We start from the raw sequence: 19,640 nt of genomic DNA on the forward strand, positions 1-19,640 counted from the left end.
CGGCAGGCAACGGGCGAGCAGCGCACCCGTACCGGGCGAGGGGGACTGTGGCGAGCGGGCCGCGCCTTGGGTGGGAGTGACCGCCGGGGCACGCGCGCCAGATCGCAGCCGACGGGGGAGGCGGCGTACGGTCCGGGCCCACGAGGGTGCCCCGGCGGCCGGTCTATATGCGGATGCCGCTGATCGCCTCGACCACACTCTGTACGACGCGGCTGATGGACGGGGCGAGCGAGCTGTCGTGGAGATAGAAGCCGAGGAGTATGGCCGCTATTGCGTGGCCAGCCTTGAGACCGCCGTTGCGGACCAGCAGCCACACCATGACGGCCAGCACAACGGCCAGGGAGACAGTGATGCTCACGGAATTGGGTTTCTTGCGAGTGTGTGCGTCTTGGGGGCCCCGCGCTGCCCATCCGGACGACGGCATCGGCCGGCGTCGCTGCGGAACGTGGGGCGTCGGTGCGCCTGACGGCTGGCACGCCCGCGCCTTTGGTCCGGGCGTGGCCGAGATGGGCCGTCATACCGGTTAAGGCGGGAAACAGGGCGGGCACGGTGTCCTCCGGGGCGCAGACTTGTCGTCTCGCGTCATGTCCGCGACGCCCGGGTGACCGTTTCCGGCCTGCATTGATTTTACAGGTAAACCAGGGAAGTAATCGATGTTCTCAGGTCAGAAGCCTGTGAAAAATGCATGGTGCAAACGGGAGTTGGCGAGCAGAACGGGGAATACCGCTACTGTGCACGCTCGGTGACGTTGGTCAACCGGTCGGAATTCTCTCCATTGCTGTGATGGCATCGCTAGCTCAGCTCCTGCGCGGCCAGTCGACGACGAGGCGACTGCTGGGTTTGTCCATGACGAAGCGTGCTTCGGAGGCTGTGAGTTGGTCGCGGGCGCTACCGACAGCCATGCGGAAGCCGGGTTCGGGTGCGTTGTTGCCCCAGTTTTCGTGCCACTCGCTGATTTCGGCGGCGACTTGGCCGGCGAGTTCGGCGGCGCGCGGCCCGTGGCCGACGACGCCGATCTGCCAGAAATGGCCGTGCTCGTCATCGCCTTCCTTTTTCGTGAGGTAGGCCAGGGTGTCATCGTCGAGTGCGGTCATCGAGCCCCAGCCGAAGTTCGGGACGAGGCCCGGGCGGGATCCCGGCATCCGGGACAGGCCGTTCGGCAGCACGTATGCCAGATACAGGTAGAGCCATTCGTAGGACGCGCCCTTGCGGAACTTCACGCTCGTGTAGATCTCGGCCGGGGGCTGGTCCAGGACGGTGCGGATCGCCTCGCGATCCACGTTCTGCTCGCTGTAGGTCTCCAGGCGCACGTCGCCCTCACCGGCCATGTCGACCATGGTGCGGACGTCGTCGCAGACGCCCTTGCGCAGGGGGACGAACGTCATCATCTCGGTGGAGACTGTCCGCCAGGTCCGGCCGTCGCGTTCGAACGCGAAACTGCGGGAGATGCTGCCGCGAATCCGCATTGGGATGACCAGGCGTCCACCGGGGGCGAGCTGGTCGAGAATCCTTACGGGAATGTCGCCGGCGCCGACCGTGAACTGGATGCGGTCGAAGGGCGCCTGCTCGGGCAGACCGGCGGCACCGTCGCCCAGCGCGACGGTGACGTTTGCGGCCCCGGCCTGCGCGAGGTTCTTCCGAGCGCCGTCGACGAGGTCCTGGTCGACATCCATGGTCCACACATGGCCGTCGGGGGCGACGAGTTCGGACAGCAGCTGGGCGTTGTAACCGGTGCCGGCCCCGGCTTCGAGGATCTTGTGGCCGGGCTGGGCGCCCAGTTGTTCGAGCTGGGTGGCGACGATGGAGGGGGCAGAGATGCAGGAAAGCATCGTGCCCGTGGCGTCGTGCTTGATCGCCACCGCGTCCTCGACGCAGGCGCTCTGAAGGTCGACACCGGGGAGGAACAGGTGGCGCTCGGTGCCCCGGAACGCGGCGATTGCTTCCGGGGTGCGCAGGTGGCCGCTGTCGACGAGGCGGCTCACCAGCTCGTCGCGCCATACGTTGGGATCGGTGACAGGCGCCACAGTGCTCTCCATTCGCTTGAGGTTAGGGGCTGTCGGCTGTTCAGCGAGCGCACTCACGCCGCGCGGCGTCTGGTGCTTCGAGGGAGGGCGGAGGGTCTGGCTCAGGACGCTCTCCGCACTCTCTACCGCTGCCAACAAGTCGGTGAGCAGAGGAGGCGGGATCGATCCGCGGCCCAGGCCCGCCCTGTGGACAAGCGTGTTGAGCGCTTCTCTGTCGCCCGGAGCAATCTGCTCGCGAGCGGTGTGGTGGCGTAGGACTTCCCTGGCTGCGAAGGCGTCTTCGGAGTCTCCGGTGTTCCGGATCAGCTCGCTGCACAGGGCCTTGGCCTGCCCGGGGCACGTCTCGGTGGCGAGATCAATCGCAGTGAGGCCGAGCCGTAGACGGAAGTGCGCGGTGTCAGATTTGGACGATTGCTGGGCGTGCCGAACCAGAGTCAGCGTCTGCGCCATGCCTGCGGGCGTCAGCTGGTTGGTGTGCAGGTGGATGTAGCTGCGCAGGCACGCCGCGACCGCGTGCTCCCACGGTTCGGTGAGCACGGTGGTGTCAAGGGCCGCGCGTGCTGAGCGCGTATGGCCGTTGTGCAGGCTTTCAATGACCTGGGTTTGTCGGGCTTCGCGCAGACGTTCGCCGGCGTTGTCGTATAGGGCGGCGTGCGCTGCGGCTTTCGTCCACTGGCTGGTGGCTGCCAGGAGACGGGTGCCGTCTTCGAGCACGATTGCCCGCAACCATGTGATGGCCTCTTGCCGGTCCGCGGGGGTGGCGACGAAGCGGTCGAAGGAGATGACCGTGCCGTGGACCAGTGCACTCCCGCCGTGGTGCACGGCGTGGTTCACGGCGTGCAGCGCCTCGTACGCGCCGTGAGGGTTGCCGGCGCGGTGGGTGAGACGGGCGAGGTTGACGAGGGGCTGCAGTGACGCGATCGCCATGCGACCGGTCACGGGCCACGCGGAGCGGAAGATATGGAATTGGCGTTTGCACAGGGATGCGGCGAGGCTGGGCATGCCGCAATCCGCCGCGATCAGCGCTGCTAGGTTCCAGACCACGCAGGCTCGGTGCTGCCGTTCGTCCAGTGCCGACTGGGTCGTGCAGCCCTCCGCGTACCTCTGCACCTCCGCGATCCGGGTTTCGAGATCCGGGCAGGTCAGGCGGGGGCGGCACACCAGGGGAAAGGACGAGACCACGCGCTCTGCGAAGGGGCTGCCCGGGAGGCTGTGTTGCAGGTGTGTGCTCATGTCGTGGCCTGCCTCTCGGTGCGTTGAGCGGCAAGCGGTGATCCGTCTTTTGCGCACAGACGTGTTGGCGTGATGCGTTCAAGTGCCCCCGGGGCGATGACCGGGCTGCCTGGCGGGGGAACGGGACGTCCCAGCAGATGTTCTGCGCGATGACGAAGGGGCATGGCGAGGTCGAGGTTGTCGCCGTGGGCTGTGCCGTGGAGGAGCTGGGTGATGACGGCGAGTTCGGCAAACCGGCCCGCGGGGGTGTCGAGTACGCCTTTCAGTTCGCGGCGGATGCGGGCGGCGAGGGAGGGGATGAGCAGGCTGTAGGCGTGGAGTACGGCAGCGTCGTAGCCCGTTGGGGCGAGGCCCCAGCCTTCCCAGTCGAATATGCGGAGTTCGGGCGCGCAGAGGTTCGCCCAGTGGAAGTCGCCGTGCGCCGTGGACCATGACGGTGGTGTGGTGTCGATCGGGGTGCCGAGGAGCTGTGGCATGGCGCGGTGGAGGAAGGGCTGGTGCACGGAGAAGCGGTCGGTGGGCACCTGAGCGATGTCGTGCAGCACGGTGCGGACGGCTCGCCACCAGGCGGACGGCAGATCCGGGGTGGTGGTCAGTGCGGCGGTGGGGGAGGCGGGCCGGGCGGTGACTCGTTCGTACAGTTCCGCGCGGTAGGTCCAGTGAGCGTCGTTCCAGTCGTGAACGACGCGGAGTCGAGGGCGCGGTACCGACTCCGGGAGGGCCTGTTGGGCGGCAACGGAGCCGTTCCAGAATGTGGGGCTGAGCTCATCGGAAGGGGTGCAGCCGACGCGGAGCCAGGCCGGTCCGTCGGGGGTGGTGACGGGCACGCTCAGCGTTCGGCCGCGCCACCCCCAGGTCTCGTCGGCGTCTGGTTCGGGCCGGGCGTTCAGAGCGCGGCAAGCCTGGCCACGAGCGGTTCGCATCCGCGCCGTGGTCTTGGGGTCGTCGGGCTCCGTGAACATCAACTGCCTCCAGGTGAGAGGGGGCTGGGCAGGGCGGTTGACGGGTTCATCGAGGTGTCCCTTGCGGCGCGCGCGAGGATGCCCTGGGTTCGGTCGTCCAGGCCCATGCGGTTCCAGGCGAAGATCACGTGGTGGGCGAGGACGTCTCGCATGCCCCGGTGGAGTGAGCCGGTGTGTGCCGCGCTGCCCAGGCGCCGGCCCGCGGTTTCGAAGGCGGCGGCCCAGGGTGCGAGGAAGGCGAGCGCGCCGAGCTTGTCGAACAGAGGGCTGGTGGGGCTGGTGTTCAGTGTCATCAGGACGTGCAGTGCCGCGGTCATCCCGGCAAGCCGGGCGGCGGGTGTATCGGAGGGCAGGGGGCGCAGTTGTTCTACGCGGTGCCAGATGTCGCCCTGCTCGTGTGGTTCCTGTCCGGCGCCGAAGAAGAGAGCGGAGCACAGCAGGACGGACACCTCGCGGCGGCCAAGGGTGTCGTCCGGCATCGTGCTGGAGTCATGGCGGCGTATGTAGTTGAGGACGCCCCGGCTGTCGGCGTGGAACAGATCGTGGGCGGTGGCCATGCCGTGGGGTCCGCCGAATGCCAGGGACTCGGGTTCGTAGATGGTCTGCCACCATCGGTCAACCAGACCGTCGGCCATGAGCCTGTCCAGGATGGTGCTCACGACTTTCTCGGCGTCGGTACGCGTGGCCGAGGAGCCGGGCCGGCAGCGCAGACGCCAGCAGGGGTATTTGCGAAGGAACCACCAGTTGGCGAGCGCCCCGTCCTTTTCGGCCTGTTCCAGTTGTGCGCCAAGGCCGGTAAGAGCGGTCTGCTCGGCGGCGTTCCAGTCGGCAAACTGGATGGAGACGGAGTACCAGCCCTGAGCGGCCTCGGCTTGAGCGTCGAGGGCGTGCTCTCCCGCGGCCTGGTAGACCTCGACGGCGTCGGCGAGGTCGCCGACGTTCATACCCGCGCGGGCGGCAGCCTGGTGGAGCGGAGCGCCGGCCAAAACCTCCAGGACGCTCTGAGCAGCTTGGCGCGGTGATACGGAACGTTCCACTTTCCTCATCCCTTCCTGTTCCGAGGGCGGCTCAGTTGATGAGCAGGCACGAGTCCCACCCGGAGAGCGGCGGTGTGGCGTGGGCTGCGGTGTGGAGGGCAAGGGCCAGTCCCGCGTTCCCTTCGAGGAAGCCGATGTCGTCGCCAAGACGAGTGCGGCACTGCTGCATGAGGCGGTCGGCTATGGCGGGCACGTGCGCGTTGACCTCCGGTGTGCATGCGTCGCGGCCAGTCCGCCAGACGGTTTGGTACAGCCCGGCCCAGCCGTGGCAAAGGCTGTTGTCCGTGATCCGGTTGAGCTGGTCCGGGTCGGACAGGCAGCGGACGAGGGCATGTTCGGCCGCCTGCTGACGTGCGATGTCTCGTGTGGCGAGGGCCGCGAGCTGTTGAGCGCGGGCCAGGCCGGGGGTGCCGTAGCACCAACTCGGTCGCAGCGGGCCGAGTTGGCCCGGTCGGCCGGTGCGCAGCTGGTCGCGGGTGATCCACTGCGGCCACCAGGGACCGGAGTCGGCGTCCTGCCGCCAGGTGTCCAGCCAGCTGCTGATCCGGTGGAGGGCTTCGTCATGCCCGTCGACGGTGATGCCCCGGCGCTGGGCCTGGGCGAGGAGTGCGAGCGGCCCGGCGATCCCGTGCGCGATACCGAAGTTGCTGTGGCCGCCCGGAAAGGCATCGGACTGCTGGAGCTGGGGGTCGTGGAAGACCCACCACCCGGGCAGGGTCTCGTCGTCGGCCCGCAGGGGGAGCGTCAGGCGTACGAGGTAGGTCAGGACCCGCTCCAAGGCGTCGCTGCCGGCCGCGTGTTGGAGGAGATGGGCACCGAGCCCGGTCAGGCCGTGCAGGAGGTCGTACTCGCCGAATGCGGGACGTTCGCCCCGGTCGATCCGTGCATGTGCGAGGTCAGCGCGGCGGTGGGTGAGCGCGGTGACGGACGTGTCCACTGCCGTGCGGGCGGGGCCGTATCGCACGGTTCCGTCCGCGCCGGCCGCGTGGAGCACGAAGGCGAGGGCGGGTGCGCCGAAGAGCAGGTTGGCGTCCTCCGTGGCGCTCACCCCATCCCCGGCCGTGGCCGTCACCCAGGAGTGGGCGGTCTGCCAACTGCCCTCCCCGCAGTGAGCGCGCTCGATGTGCAGCAGTGCGACGCCGGCCGCTCCCTTGGACAAGGACTGTGTACGCCAGCCCAGTTCAGCGGGGAGCGGTTCATGCGTCGTCAGCAGCCGGGCAATCACCTGCGCGGCGGCGGACGCGGTGCGAGGCTGCACCTTCACGGCGTCCTCCTGCGTTCGCGGGCACCCTGGCGCAGGGCTGAGGCGCGGGCCAGGCGGTGGCTGACGCGTTCGCGGTCCGGGTCGACCCCGATGGCGCGGACGTGATGCAAGTGGAGCAGGGATCTGAGCACGCTGTAGGGATCGCGCTGGCGGACAAGGTGCGTGCGGTAGGCAGTGAGGGCCGTTCGGCGTCGCTCCCAGGCGCGCATCACCGTCTCGGCGCCCGGCGTGGTGCGCAGCATCGCCCAGTCGTCGGCGGGGTCGGCCAATCGCATCCCGGTATCCCGCACGTTCTGGTCGAGCTTGCCCTGCTCGTGAGGGAGACGGTCGATCAGCCAGCGCATGCCGACGTCGGGGCTTTCTGCGTAGGAGGCAGCGAGGTCGACGAGGCCGGCCGCGGTGACAGCTTCGGGCGGCAGCCCGGTGTGGAGGGCGAGCGTGATCTGGGCGAGGGCCGCGGCGGAGTCGGCGGCGAATACCTCGTGTGCCGCGTCCAACGCCTCGCTGTGCCCGTAGCGTCCCGCCTCGGGGTAATAGGTGGCGAGCTGGAGGTGGGCAAGTAGGCCGCAGCCGCGCAGGTCGGCGGCCCATTCTCCGACCCGCCCGGCGGCCGGTCCGTACTGTTCGGGCGTGGGCAGGTGCAGGTAGAGACCGAGGTATTGCTCGGAGTCCGGGCGGGTGGTGTCGCGGTAACGCCTAAACCACCACTGCCGAAGGCTGGTCCAGCCGTCGAGGAGGCGCGGCAGGTGCTCGGCCAGGACTTCGTCCTGGCGGTCCGGGTGTCCGTGAAGCTGGGCGTACAGCCATTCGGAGCGGCCTGGAAGATGTCCCGCGTCGCGCTTGATCGCTGGGAACGGCGACGTCGGCACCGCTTTTCGTTCGGCGGCACGCGGCCGGGCAAGGCGCAGTGGGATGAGGAATTCGTGGGCGCGGCCCATCCAGGCCAGGTCGGCTGCGGTGGGGGCCTCCTGCAGCTCGACCTCACGGGCCGCGTCGAGGCGGTTCCTCAGCAGCATCCGGTGGAGGGGCTGGCTCAGGTCGAGTGGCAGGCGCAGGTCGGACTCGCACACGACGATGGCTTGCGGGGCGCGCAGCCGACGACGCCAGGTCTCCAGCGCCTCGTCCCATTCGGCCGGCGGGGCAGCGGGCTTGGGAAGGTCGGTGGCCGTCAGGAGCCAGCGTGCCGGCGCGAGTACGCTGCGGCCGTAGCGCAGCCGCGGCAGGTACGGCAGGCGTACCCCGGCTCCCCAGTCGAACGCCTTGTAGACGGCGCAGCGTGCCGTGGTGATCTCGGCGAGGAAGCGGGCGAGTGGCGGGGTGAGCGTGCCCGCCTCCAGGGCATGCACGACCCGCGGTTCGACGCGCCTGCCGGTCGACAGCTGGACCAGGTGGAGCTGGCGCGCGTCCGCGGTGACCGCGAGGTCGTGCAGGGGGATGAGATCAGGGTGGGGTTCGCGGTGCTCAGCCAGGGAGATGGTGTGCGGGAGCAGCTGGGGCGTGCGGACGACGTTCTCGCTGCGCCGCCGACGGGGGAAGAACGACAGCTGGGCGGCAATGGCCTCCGGGGTGTCGGTACTCAGGGCGGCATATGTGTCGGAGAGGTTCTTGCGGTCGGCCTCGGGTAGCAGGTCAGTGAACCGTCCGGCCATGCTGCTGCCGGGGCGTGGAGTTGAGCTGACGAGCAGGCGAAACGCCCCGCTCTCCATGGCCTGCGGGGAAGTGGCGTGGATCTGGAATGCGAGTTCGGCGCGCGGCGGCGGAAGCATCTCGGAGGGGTCGCCGACCGCCAGCCGGCGGACCAGGGGCTCGGTCAGCACGATCTCTTCAGCACCGTCGATGACGGCCTGCTGGACCAGGGCAAGCAGGGTTTCGTCGCGTTCGGTCAGCGTGCGTTGGGTGTTCGCCACCGGCGAGCCCAGGTATCCGGCCGGCAGCCCCAGCCCGGTGTCGCCGATCAGCTCGGGCACGGGGACGACGGCCGACACTCCGTACCGCTGCCGAAAGCGGACGTGGAAGTCCTTCCAGCGGGGATAGCCGAACGGGTAGGGCGTCAGGCGCAGCAGCGCGGAGGCAGCCGATTCCGCCTCACGGATCACCGCCTCGGGAAGGGACACGTCGCAGTCCAGGGCTGTATCGACTACCAGTGGCTGCGGTGCGATGTCGCAGATTGCGTTCATGCGCTCAGCCACCGTGGCCCTCAGGGCATGGCCGGCGGCAGAGGAAACAACGGTGTCGTTGTGGTGCGACAGGGCTTCGTGAATCACCTGCAGGTCGTGCACCAGGCTGGTGAGGTCGGGCAGCTCGTCGGCACCGGCCGCCTCGAGCTGTGCGCGGAGGTGTCCCAGGGCGTCCGGGACGGTCATCGGCGCCCGGAGGTTGGTGAGCAGGAGGTGCTGGGCGACGAGTCCGGCGAGCAGGGAACGGATTTGCTCCGGTGGTGCGCTCGGGTACTCGGCGGCCAGCAGTGCGAGAAGTTCCCCGAAGCGGATGGGCTCGCGAGAAGCGTCGGTCGCGGTGCGCACGGGACGCGTGTGGCGGACGGATATCTCGATCGGCGCGAGCACGCCGGGACGATCGTCGGGCGGCTCGCCTGGGCCGACGAGTCGGTCCCCGCGCACGAAGGCGACCGGGTTCGTGATCACCGTAAGGCGTTCCAGCAGGCGGGGATGCTGCTCCAGGCGGGCGACGAGGGCCCCCAACCACTGCGCGTCCGCCCTGGCGACCGTGTGGTGGCTCTCGCCCCAGCGCATGTGAGCTCCGGTGCCGATGTGAGCCGTGCTGACTCCGGCGAACAGACCGAATGGGGTGGCTCGCCCCTGCCAGCGCAATTGGTAGGAGGCCAAAGACGCCACGAGGCGGCGCACCTGGCGGACCTGGGCGGCGCGCCCTTCCAGCAGTCCAGAGATCTGCTGGGCCAGCACAGGGCTGGCGGTCTCCACGGCGCGCCGGGCCTCCTCGTGCTGCCACACCTGTGTCAGCCAGGCCAGCCCCTCGGCCGTGACCGCTTCAGGGGAACCGGTCAAGCTCAGTCCTTCGGCGAGAGGCGCCCCGTCCGGATGCGTCGTGGCGCGCACGAGGGGCACGCCAGCCAGTCGGTACAGCAGCCGGTCCGCTTCTGCTGTCATCAGCTCCTCTTCTTCCCTTTCGGTGGCGTGCGGGGGCAGGTGGTGCCGGTGGCGCCGGCCGGGATGTCCGCCCGGCGCCACCGGCAGTGATCAGCGTCAGGCCGGGTCGCCCACGAACGAGGTGCAGGCCGTGCCCGAGCAGCTGGAGCCGCACCCGTCGCTGGTGTCGCGCAGCAGGTCACGGACCGGCACACCGGCCTCGATGACGCGGACGTCGAGCGTGAAGTCCACATCGACCTGCGTGGTCGCGGCTTCGAGGTTCTTCATGTTGTTCGCTCCTTCTGAGTGAGATGGTGCGGGTTGCCCTAGCTCGCCGGAGACAGGTCCTCCGGCGGCCAGGAGATGAGGACGCGGACATGCCGCTTGTTGATGACGCGCCCCTCGGGGAGCCGGTCATCGGGGGTATCGGCCGGGTAGGCCGCGATGCTCGGGCCGCGCCCGCCGCGGTGGTCACGGCTCCAGACGCGGATCTGCTCGGCCATGGCGGTGGCGAGCGCGGCGGCGTCCGGCCCGAAGGCGTGTGCTCCGAACTCGAACACCGGGTCCGGTTCTGCGCCCAGTTTCCGCAGGGCGAGATAGGCGAAGCTGCCTCCCTCGACCACGGCCGGGCAGGCCATCTTGTTCTGCGGGGCGACCAGGCCCGTGTCCAGCTTCGGGTCGACGGCGAGGAGACAGAAGCCATCCAGGGCGGTGGCCAGCCACATCTGGAGCATGTCGAACTGTTCCCCGCGAGGGATTTCCACCCCCGACCACACGTCGACTCGCTCGGTGTCGAGCGCACCGTTCAGCGCGTCCGGGTCGGCCGGCCACTCGTCATCGAACCGCAGACCGATTTCCTTGCCGCGCAGGAGGAGCAGTCGTTCTTGATGCGCTCCGGCTCCCTGCATCGTGACGAAGCCGCAGATTTTCGCCGACTGACTGACCAGGTGATCTCCTTCCCGGGCGAAGGTGATCGAGCGGGTCAGGCCCCGCATCCGAAGCGGAACGGTGATGGTTCCGCCGTCGGCGAGTTGGTCCACCCAGGCCGGCGGGATGTCCCAGCTGCCGACCGTGACGATCGTCCGGTCGTAGGGGGCGTGCTCGGTGCAGCCGTCCTCGCCATCCGTGCGGACGACGTGCACTTGCGGGTATCCCGCCTCCGTCAGGCAGGCGCGGGCCCGGTCCGTGACGTCCGGGTCGATGTCGATGGTGGTGACCTCACCGTTCTCGCCGACCAGTGAGGCCATCAGCGCGGCGTTGTAGCCGCCCGAGCCGATTTCCAGGCAACGCTGCCCGGGCCGGAGCCCCGCCTGCTCCAGCATGGTGGCCTGGATTTCCGGAGCGGACACCGAGCTGATGGTGATGCCGTGCTCATCCCGCTTCGTAGTCAAAGGGGCCTGGGCATACGCCTTCTCCAGAGGAGCTTCAGGGGCGAACAGGTGCCTGGGCACCTCTCGGAACGCCGCTTCGACCTCCTTCGTCTGGATCACGTGCTGGGCCACGAGCTCGTTCACGAGCTTGTCTCGCAGCTCTGCTGCTGAGGGCGAGCTAGCGGTCACATCGGTCATAGAGGGGTTCCTTACGGGGCCTCAGGCGCCTTCGCCTCCGGCGTCGGCGCCAACTGCATGGTGGTTCGGCGATGGATGCCGGCTGGCAAAACCGGCTGTTGCTCAGCAGCCCAGGGGCAGCTCCTGGACACGTTCGAAGGTGTAGGTGTGGCGGTCGGGATGCTGGGTCTCCATCACCAGCCACACGGACGTGACGCGCACGGTCACGTGATGGCGGGCGTGGCGAAGCAGGGCAGAGGCCAGCGAGTCCGCGCGGTCCATCTGAGAGAGGTAGTGGGTGTCGACCTTGCCGTAAGCGGCCGACATGTGCGGGAAGTACGCCTCGGTGGCCTTGGGCAGGACGAGGCCGGCGTTGGACAGACCGGCCCGGGCACGCAGATTCAGGTGCAGCGGCGGGTTCGAGGGGGCGTCATGAGACCAGACGCGGGCGAGGACCGCGCTGCGGCTGAGCGCGACCGGGCCGATGTCGAGAGTGAACGCATCCTGGTCGGCCAGCTCGGTGCGCAGGGAGTCGGCGGCATCCTTGAGCTGGCGGGGGCCGACGCGCTCGTCGGCGTAGTCGTGCGAAAAGGCGCCCTGGATCGTCCAGTGCATGTCCTCGTCGGCGACCGGGGCCACAAGGTCCTCGTACGGGGCGAGGACCTCGCGGACCTCCCGGAAGTAGTCGATCACGTCGGCCGGCGGCAGCCACAGCACATGGGGGCGGACGCTGTCCTCAGCGGGAGCGCCCTCGGCGCGCCACCGTCGTCCGGGATGCATGAACGCCTTCATGCGGCCCTCACCGCCAACTCGTGCAGGGCGAAGTCGGCGGTGACCAGCAGGTGGTCCGAGGCGGCCTCGGCATCGGGACCGTAGTGGGTGCGGTGCGCGCGAGCGGTAGCGGCGACGTTCGGGGTGACACGGAGGGTGTCGATGCGGCGCCGACCGAAGTCGTCAGGGCGGCCACTGGTGTCGACCCAGTGCCCGCACGACCACTGCCACTGCGTGTCCAGGACAGCGGCGGTGTCCCGAAGCCCGCCGGGATCGCGGCGCAGGAACTCCCCGGCCCGCCGGTCAGCGAGCTTCGGCGCATCGGCGTCGTCGGGGTCGAAGATGACCTGGTAGCGCAGCTTGCGGTGGTCCTGCTCCAGGTAGGGCTCGGGGTCGTAGTACGAGCCGCCCGGGCGGCGGTCGGCACTGATCGAGTTCCAGTCAGCCGCGACCCCGCCGGCCACGTCGGGCTCCTGGAACACCGAAAGCACACGGTGGGCCTCCTGCAGCCGCCGCTCCGGGCGGAAGGGGTCGGCGTGGTAGGAACACCAGCGGGTGGGTACCGGCCCGCCGGCATGGAAGTCGGCCATGGCCAGGCCGTGCCAGAAGTCGCTGCCACCCTCGTACGCGCGCAGGCTGCCCGGTACCGGTTCGACGTCCGGCGTCCACAGCAGCCCCACATGGAAGCGGTGGGCACTGGCCCCCGGCGCCTGACTGGCCAGAGCGGGGATCGCCTTCGTGCCCCGGGCCGGGAGCGCCTCACACCTCATGCCGGCGTCCTGGGCGAGCCTGCGCAGCAGCCGCCGCGCTTCGGTCTTGGTGGAGCCAAGGAGCTCCTGCACGCCAAGGACACCTGTGCGGTTCTGGAAGCCGGCGCGGACCATGCCGACGATCAGCTCATAGCGGCGCTCGTGCTCGGGCGTGGTCGGTATCTGCAGGTTGAACAGGTTGTATGTGCCGAATCGGAACAGCGCCGGGGTCACGGCGGGACTCCTTCTTGCGTCGTGGTCAGTGCGCGGCCGAGGCGGACGGGGACGAACGCACGGGATAGCGGTGGGCGGGCGGATGGTCGATGGGCAGGTCAGGGCGCCAGCAGTTGAGGATCTGGGCGGAGGGCACGAACAGCGGACTGGGCAGATCGTCCAGGCGGCGCCACTGCCACTGCGCGACCACTGTCGGTTCCTTGGCGGTCGGCGTGCCCTGGAAGCGGCGGATGAGGACCGCGGCGGTGAGGCGGTTGAGGTCGTGCCGTGCGTCCAGCAGCACGGCGAGCACCCGGACGTCCTCGGGGTGTGCCACGAGGCCGGTCTCCTCGGCGAGTTCACGGATCGCGGCGGCCTCGATCGACTCGCCATCACCGTCGCATGCATCCACCTTGCCGCCCGGCAACTCGTAGGTGCCCAGGCGGTGTTGCCCCATCAGCACCTGACCGTCCGGGTTGGTGACGATGACGCCGACGCCCAGGGCCGCCTGGGCGAGGGGTGGCCGAAGGCTTCGTTCCTGCGCCACCACCCTGGGCGCCTCGGTGTGTGGAAGGCGGCGGGCCTGGATGAGCTGGCAGACCACCGGGTTGTCGGCACCTGGGGCGTGCAGGAGCTCGATGGACTCCACGGCGAAGCCGTACTCGGCCAGTAGCCGCTCCCAGACGGCGGGGGCGAGCGTCCACACCTGCACCGGAATCGGGGCGGTTTTCGCCAGCCGTAACTCCCCGTGGCGGGCGGCGACGGTGTCGGAAGGGCCCAGTCCGTCGAGGTTGGTGTGAAGGGTGGAGAAGACGAGTCGTCCGTGCGGCCGGATCCGGTCCCGCAGTGCGGGCAGCAGCCGGTACGGGTCGATGTAGGACAGTCCGTGCACGGAGTAGACGAGGTCGTAGGGTTCGGCGTCGCGCAGGTGTGCCGCGGCGTCACCGAGTAGGAAGCGCACACCGGGCAGGGAGGCGAACCGGCTCTGGGCGCGCTGCTGCTGGGTGGCGGAGAGGTCGATGGCGTCGACGAAGGCCGCGTGGTCGCGGGCGAGATGCGCGGCGTGGATGCCGGTGCCGGAGCCGATGTCCAGCAGGCGGTAGCCGGCGACGTCACCGAGGACGCTTGTGCCGGGACCGGTGCCCCAAAAGCCCCAGTCGATCTCCGTGACCTCCGGAGGCTGGTAGCCGCGGTCGATCTGTCGGCGTCCGTACTCAGCCCAGGCTTCTTCATTCACCTTTTCCGGTGTCGTGGCATCGGATGTGTTCACGTTGCCTCCTTGCGGAGCCGGTGCAGGGTGCGGTGGCCGCGTTCGACGAGTTCGGGGTCGTCGTGGGCGGTGCCGTACTGGATGCCGCTGAGCGCGTCGAGCGCGGACAGGCCCTGCAGAGCCTGGGCTTCATCCGGCGACACAAGGCGGCGGTAGCCGTCGAAGAGGGCGGCTTGCCGGGCAGGGGCGTTGGCCCAGGTGTCGGAGATCCGGATGAAGTCACTGACGAGGGGGCCGACTTCGGACCGTTCCCAGTCGATCAGGACCAGCACCATGTTGTCGTCCAGCAGCAGGTTGCGCAGCTGGAGGTCGCCGTGGCGCGGGCCGTGGGGGATGGGCGGCAGGGTCGTCAGGTGGTGGGCGAGGCGGCGGATCAGTTCCTCCTCGCCGTCCTCCAGGAGTCCGTCGGCCGCGGCCATATGGCGTTCTAGCTTTGCCAGGCCGCCGACGGCCTGCGCCATCGTGGGCGGCTCGCAGGAGTGCAGGACGCGCAGCAGCTGGCCGAGCTGGCGGTAGACCGCCTGCCAGGTCGGCTCGCTCAGCTCCGCGCCGTGCAGATTGATGCCCGCCCGGGCGGTGACGACGGCAGCGAGCTGGGCGGGGTCGGCGGCCACGAGCTGGGGTACGTGCTCCCGTCCGAGCGCCGGAACCCACCGTCGGTAGGCCCCCACCTCGCGCTGGTGGAACCTGTCGTTCTGGTGCACCTTGAGGAACCAGTTGCCGCCGCCACGGCCGGTCACCTTCCACACGCAGGAGCCTTCGCGCGCCCAGGACGCGTCCTTGGCGCCGGCCAGCGGTCCGATGGCCTGTTCGGCGAAGTCGGCGAGCTGATCACCGAGCACGGCGCGGGCATCGGGGGACCGGGTCGGCAGCGGACGGAGACGGACGGGCCCGGCCGGGTCGTAGGCGACGGGGTCGTCCGGCTCCTGGAGGTGAAGGGCGGAGGTGTGGCCGTCGCGGTATGCCTCCAGGCCGGCCCGGCAGTAGGCGACCATGTCGTCCGGCGGCTCGTTGATCGGGAACCAGCCGAGTTCGGAACAGCGGTGCGGCTCGGCGATGCGCGGCACCCCGAACCACTGGGTGACCTCGAAAAACCAGCCGGTACGGTGCTCGCCGCCGGGCGAGCGGTGATGCATCACCAACGCGAACCGGACGTGCTCTGCCCGGATGAGGATCCCGAGTTCCTCCTCGGCTTCCCGGATCACCCCGGTGACCACGTCCTCGAAGTCGTCGAGGTGCCCGGAGGGCATGTGCAGCAGGCCCGAGGCGTAGATATCGCCCGCCCGCCGGCTCAGCAGCACCTCGCCGCCGCGCCGCAGGATGAGATGGACGTCGACCGGTTCCCGGTGGCGCGGGCTTGCCGAGAGCTTCAGGGGGGCGGGGGCGTTCTCGTGCCCCGTGCTCTGCTGCACGCCGGACTCGCTGCTGGCGTGGTGTCCGCCGGGCTTCATCGCGCACCTGCCGCGGCTTGGATTTCTTCTTCCAGGAGGTCGAGCTGGGGGAGCACCCGGCGGGTCATGACGTGTCGTTGCTCCCAGTAGCGCAATACGTCCCCAACGTCGTAGGTGCCGGGCTCGACGTAGTGCTCGTACAGCCCGAACAGCGAGTGCAGCGCGTGGACCAGGGCCACGCGCGCGCACGCGACCAGATCCTGTCCGGGCAGATATGGGTTCTCCTCCCGGTAAGCGGTGATCAGAGCGAGGGCGACGGGCAGCCAGTCGCTCTCGCTCGCCACGGTCCGCGGGTCGAGGGCGATCCGGCCCACCTCCCACGCCGTCGGTCCCGTGCGCGCGTAGAAATCGATGACCGCGACCACCTGGCCAGCCGGGCTCAACAGCACGTTGGGCGTGGTCAGATCGGCGTGCAACGGCTGCCGCACCGGGTCGGCCGGAAAGCCCTTCCGTAGCGAATCGGCGTGGGCGAGCAGGTCCTGACGCCGTTCCTCCAGCATCTGCGCATGCGTCGCGGCTGCCGCGCCCTCATGGTGGGTGAGTACGTCGCGAAGCCGCTGGTAGTCGTTGTCGAAGCGCTGTTGGCCCGCGTCGGTCCACCAGCGGGCGGACAGGACCGGCAGGGTGCCGGGGTAGGCGGCCAGCTGCCGGTGAAGACGCCCGATGACGGACCCGATCTCCTCGGCCAGGGAGATCGTCAGGGGCCGGGTGGAGGCCGGGGCACCGTCGATGTAGTCCTGCACCGTGACGAGACGGCCGCCGTGCCGGGCGAAGGGCATGCCGTCGCGGCCGAGCCAGAACCGCGGCACCGGCAGGCCCCCGGTGCGGGCGAAGCAGGCCAGATGCGTTGCCGCCCGTACTTCGGCCTCGGCCTGGCCGAGGCGCATGGTTTTGACGAAGACCTGCCGCTCGTCGTCGAGTACGGCGCGATGGTTGACGGTGTCCGTCCCGGCTCGCACACGCGTCACCGTGGTTGCTCGCGCCCCGAAGCCGCGGAGCAGCGCGGCGTGTACGAACTCACTCTGCGCCGTGTCCTCCCCGCCCGGATGCGAGGCTGGCTGCCCGTTCACCGCTGGCCCGCCCGACGGTGGTGCGTCCGGAGCCGACTCGCGTCCGGGCAGCAGGGCGCGGCATCAGCCAACCGCCCCACAAAGTGGATTACGGCAACGCGCGGGAAGGCGCGGGGGTTGGGCATGCAGATCTCCGGGGTGCAGACGTGACGTCCAGCGTCAGTGACCGCGACGCCCGGGTGCCCGTTTCCGGACGCCACGGAGTCTAGCCGGGACACAATGGGGAGTTGGCTGGTCACCGGCTTGATCGCGCCGGTCCGCTGATCACACAGTCCGGCCATGCGCGGCGTCCTTTCGGGCGGTGCCGGCGTACGAGGCAGCCTGCTGCGGGAGCGGGTATTCGAGGGCCAGTGTCTGTGGCGCAGCCAGGCCCGGGGCGGTCAGTTGCCAGCCGTCGAACAGCCGGGCGATCTGTTCCTTCGTTCGCAAGTGGACGGGGCAGCCGGCCGCCGTCATGGTCTTGGCGAATCTGCGCACGGGTTTGCCCGAGAGGTCGGCGGTGGCGTGCGTGATGACCAGAGCGCTGCCGGTAGCGGCGACGTGTTTGTACTGGTCGACGAGGACGGTCAGGGGCTGCGGCGCGGTGTCCTCGATGTGGTGGAGCACGCTGCCGAGGAGAAGGATGACCGGTTCTCGCCAGTTGATCGTCTCCAGGATTTCTCGCGAGGCGAGGATCGACTCGGGGTGGCGTACGTCGGCGCACAAGCTCGCGACGACAGCGGGCGCCTTGGCCGTCATCATCTCGTCGGCGTAGGTGTGCACCAGCACGTCGTTGTCGATACACACGGCGCGGGCGTCGGGATGAATGCGGATCAGGACATCGACCGGCGTTGGGGCATGGGGCAGGCCGCAGCCGAAGTCGACCAGCTGCCGGATGCCCGCTACGGCCAGGGCCTGCACCATCCGGAGCACGTACAGGCGCTCGTGGCGGACGGCGCTCTCCAGGAACGGCATCCGGTCAACCGCCCGAAGGGCCCTGTCCCGATCGACGATGTAGTGGTCCCGCCCGCCGAGCAGGTAGTTCTGCATCCGGGCGCTCGACGGCCGCGACTGCACCTCGGCGACCGCACCGGAGGAGTGGAGGAGCATCGAATCGTCAGGTCGCATCTCGCTCCCCCTCGCCGGTGATCGCGTGGAGTTCGGGCAGACGCCACGACGGGCCGTCCGGTGCACCGAGCCACAGCGTGTGTTCCGTCTCCGTGATCGTCACGCCCAGCTGCTCAACCTCTGGTTCTCCGGCCGCATGCCACTGACCGAGCGCGTCGAACAGATCGGAGCCGAGATCACGCGGGCCCCACTCGTAGATACGGGGGGAGCGGAGGAAGACCACGGCCCGAGACGCCTGGTGGTCATGGATACGCAGGCGGTCGGCAACGTCGCCTTCGAGCTGCGCAACGCCGCGCACGACCTGCATCCGAAGGTCGGGGCGAAGTAGCCCGGCGAACAACCGGGCCGCCGGCCGTACGTGCGCCTCCCTCGTGTCCAGGACTTCCGACGCCCTCGGGCTGCCCTGCGATTCGACGGGTGTGCCCTCGCCGGGGCGGTGCTCGCGCAGCCACACGGTCTGCGGGGCTGGTCCAGCGTGGAAACGCCCGCTGGCCGACGCCCCGTCGCGCGCCACGGTCAGGACGAGCAGGGTGCTGGATCCGCCCAGAGCGGTACGGACTGGCAGGCACAGCCGGCCACCCGGACGAACCCGGGTGACCCATTCCCACGGCACACGGCGTACTGCACGATGGGACAGGAGCCCGTGGAAGGCGCCCGCCGGCCCCAAGACCCCGGCGTCCGGCCGGCTGACTACCCGCACCCGCGGGTAGGGGCGCAGGCGCTGGCGGGCGATCTCGGCGAGACGTTCGGTGTCCGCGACCGTCACGACATGGCCGCCCTGGAGGCGGTGGTCCAGCAAGGCTGCCGTCCAGCCGCAGTCCGCGCCGATCTCGGCAACGGCCGTCCCCGGCACTGGGGCGAGCGCGGCGAGGCGTGCCGCGATGTCTTCTTTGGACGGGATCACGCCCGTGACGAGGCCAGGGCCGCCCTCCCCACCGTCGTCGACGTCGAACACGAGCATCTCGGAGCGATGGACGAACTTCGCCCACTCGCCGGCGTTCTTGCTCCGGTCCACCCTGCGCCAGCGGCCACCTCGGTGCGTACGGATCACGTGTGGCACGAAGTCCTGTCGCCGATCGCAGGTGAACGCGTCCCCCGTGTGCTCGTGGACGTGGCCATTGCTCGGTCGCAGGCTGCCGGCCTCGACGCGGGCGTTCATGACTGTCCAGCCACGGCGACGACGTCTCGGGAGCTTTCATGGCCGGTCGCGGGTCCCAGGAGAAGGAACTGCCAGCCTCGCGTGACCGCGTGCGCGGCCGAAGAAGCGCCCAGCGCCCGCAACAGGCGTCGAGCGTCCTTGCGCACGTCGTCCAGCGGACGCTGCTCGTCGGCTGCGATCTCCTGGACGGTCTTTCCGCCGGCGAGCCCTGCCAGGACGGTGCGCTGCTCCTCGGGCAGCTCGACCACGCGGTCCACGGGCTCGGGGACGTCCAAGTGCCCGTGACGGTAGGCGAGGTCCACCATGCCCGCCCGCTCCGACGCCCCGAGCTTTCCGCAGATCCGAAGGATGTACGTCTTGACCGTGCTGTCGGACACTCCCATGTCGCAGGCCGTCTCTGCGGTCGTCTTTCCCTGGGAGATGCCCAGCAGAGCCTCCCGCTCCTGAAGGGAAAGCGGCGGCGAGATGGTCTCGTCCGGGGCCGGCATGGTCCTACTCCTTCGGTGTTCTGGCACAGTCGTCGTCATATCGGGGCCGGCCCACTTCGCTGGTCGGCTCATTGGGGTGTGAGCTACGACCCGCCGTAGAGCTGCAGGGCGAGCTCGGCGAGGACGCAGACGGTGGGCAGGCTGATAGCGGCAGCGAGAAGGACAGCGCTCCGGTGCGCGCGAGCCTGCCG

Annotated in this window: 16 protein-coding genes; all 16 read right to left on the reverse strand. The window is 69.6% G+C overall.

What is annotated here, in order from left to right; genetic code table 11:
- Positions 1–163: 163 nt before the first annotated feature.
- Entirely contained in the window at positions 164–358 is a 195-nt protein-coding gene (locus tag ACFY1E_RS42910; RefSeq protein WP_389086684.1) for a hypothetical protein, read from the reverse strand.
- A gap of 439 nt (positions 359–797) precedes the next feature.
- Positions 798–3,257 carry a methyltransferase, FxLD system gene (gene fxlM, locus ACFY1E_RS42915; protein WP_389086686.1) on the reverse strand — a complete coding sequence of 820 codons (2,460 nt, stop codon included), beginning with the start codon at positions 3,255–3,257 and terminating at the stop codon, positions 798–800.
- Positions 3,254–4,219, reverse strand: a complete 966-nt coding sequence (locus ACFY1E_RS42920) for a hypothetical protein (RefSeq protein WP_389086689.1) — start codon at positions 4,217–4,219, stop codon at positions 3,254–3,256. The genes fxlM (ACFY1E_RS42915) and ACFY1E_RS42920 overlap by 4 nt, the downstream gene beginning before the upstream one ends.
- Positions 4,219–5,265: a thiopeptide-type bacteriocin biosynthesis protein gene (locus ACFY1E_RS42925; RefSeq protein WP_389086691.1), complete on the reverse strand. Its 1,047-nt coding sequence runs from the start codon at positions 5,263–5,265 to the stop codon at positions 4,219–4,221. The genes ACFY1E_RS42920 and ACFY1E_RS42925 overlap by 1 nt, the downstream gene beginning before the upstream one ends.
- Positions 5,266–5,287: 22 nt before the next feature.
- A complete protein-coding gene (locus tag ACFY1E_RS42930; protein WP_389086694.1) occupies positions 5,288–6,520 on the reverse strand; it encodes a lanthionine synthetase C family protein in 1,233 nt (410 codons plus the stop codon).
- Entirely contained in the window at positions 6,517–9,645 is a 3,129-nt protein-coding gene (locus ACFY1E_RS42935; protein WP_389086696.1) for a lantibiotic dehydratase, read from the reverse strand. The genes ACFY1E_RS42930 and ACFY1E_RS42935 overlap by 4 nt, the downstream gene beginning before the upstream one ends.
- 96 nt (positions 9,646–9,741) lie before the next feature.
- Positions 9,742–9,912, reverse strand: coding sequence for an FxLD family lanthipeptide (locus ACFY1E_RS42940; RefSeq protein WP_389086699.1), 171 nt, complete (start codon positions 9,910–9,912; stop codon positions 9,742–9,744).
- Between the two features lie 38 nt (positions 9,913–9,950).
- Positions 9,951–11,192 (reverse strand): methyltransferase, FxLD system, encoded by a 1,242-nt coding sequence (gene fxlM, locus ACFY1E_RS42945; protein ID WP_389086701.1) that lies wholly within the window; start codon positions 11,190–11,192, stop codon positions 9,951–9,953.
- 102 nt (positions 11,193–11,294) lie between these two features.
- On the reverse strand, positions 11,295–11,951 hold the full coding sequence (locus ACFY1E_RS42950) for a 2'-5' RNA ligase family protein (protein WP_389086704.1): 657 nt from the start codon (positions 11,949–11,951) through the stop codon (positions 11,295–11,297).
- Between the two features lie 8 nt (positions 11,952–11,959).
- Complete coding sequence (locus ACFY1E_RS42955; RefSeq protein WP_389086706.1) at positions 11,960–12,925, reverse strand: endonuclease/exonuclease/phosphatase family protein; 966 nt, start codon at positions 12,923–12,925, stop codon at positions 11,960–11,962.
- A 25-nt stretch (positions 12,926–12,950) separates the two neighbouring features.
- The gene (locus ACFY1E_RS42960) at positions 12,951–14,174 is read right to left on the reverse strand and encodes an NUDIX domain-containing protein (RefSeq protein ID WP_389086709.1); all 1,224 of its coding nucleotides are present in this window, start codon (positions 14,172–14,174) and stop codon (positions 12,951–12,953) included.
- On the reverse strand, positions 14,171–15,625 hold the full coding sequence (locus ACFY1E_RS42965) for a phosphotransferase (RefSeq protein WP_389086711.1): 1,455 nt from the start codon (positions 15,623–15,625) through the stop codon (positions 14,171–14,173). Before ACFY1E_RS42965 ends, ACFY1E_RS42960 begins: the two co-directional genes overlap by 4 nt.
- Complete coding sequence (locus ACFY1E_RS42970) at positions 15,622–16,584, reverse strand: phosphotransferase enzyme family protein (protein WP_389086714.1); 963 nt, start codon at positions 16,582–16,584, stop codon at positions 15,622–15,624. The genes ACFY1E_RS42965 and ACFY1E_RS42970 overlap by 4 nt, the downstream gene beginning before the upstream one ends.
- Before the next feature lie 375 nt (positions 16,585–16,959).
- Positions 16,960–17,802 carry an SAM-dependent methyltransferase gene (locus ACFY1E_RS42975; protein ID WP_389086716.1) on the reverse strand — a complete coding sequence of 281 codons (843 nt, stop codon included), beginning with the start codon at positions 17,800–17,802 and terminating at the stop codon, positions 16,960–16,962.
- Positions 17,792–18,961: a methyltransferase gene (locus tag ACFY1E_RS42980; RefSeq protein ID WP_389086719.1), complete on the reverse strand. Its 1,170-nt coding sequence runs from the start codon at positions 18,959–18,961 to the stop codon at positions 17,792–17,794. The genes ACFY1E_RS42975 and ACFY1E_RS42980 overlap by 11 nt, the downstream gene beginning before the upstream one ends.
- Positions 18,958–19,449: a LuxR C-terminal-related transcriptional regulator gene (locus tag ACFY1E_RS42985; protein WP_389086724.1), complete on the reverse strand. Its 492-nt coding sequence runs from the start codon at positions 19,447–19,449 to the stop codon at positions 18,958–18,960. The genes ACFY1E_RS42980 and ACFY1E_RS42985 overlap by 4 nt, the downstream gene beginning before the upstream one ends.
- Positions 19,450–19,640: the final 191 nt, after the last annotated feature.

It is taken from the genome of Streptomyces sp. NPDC001604, assembly GCF_042893475.1.
GTDB lineage: Bacteria > Actinomycetota > Actinomycetes > Streptomycetales > Streptomycetaceae > Streptomyces.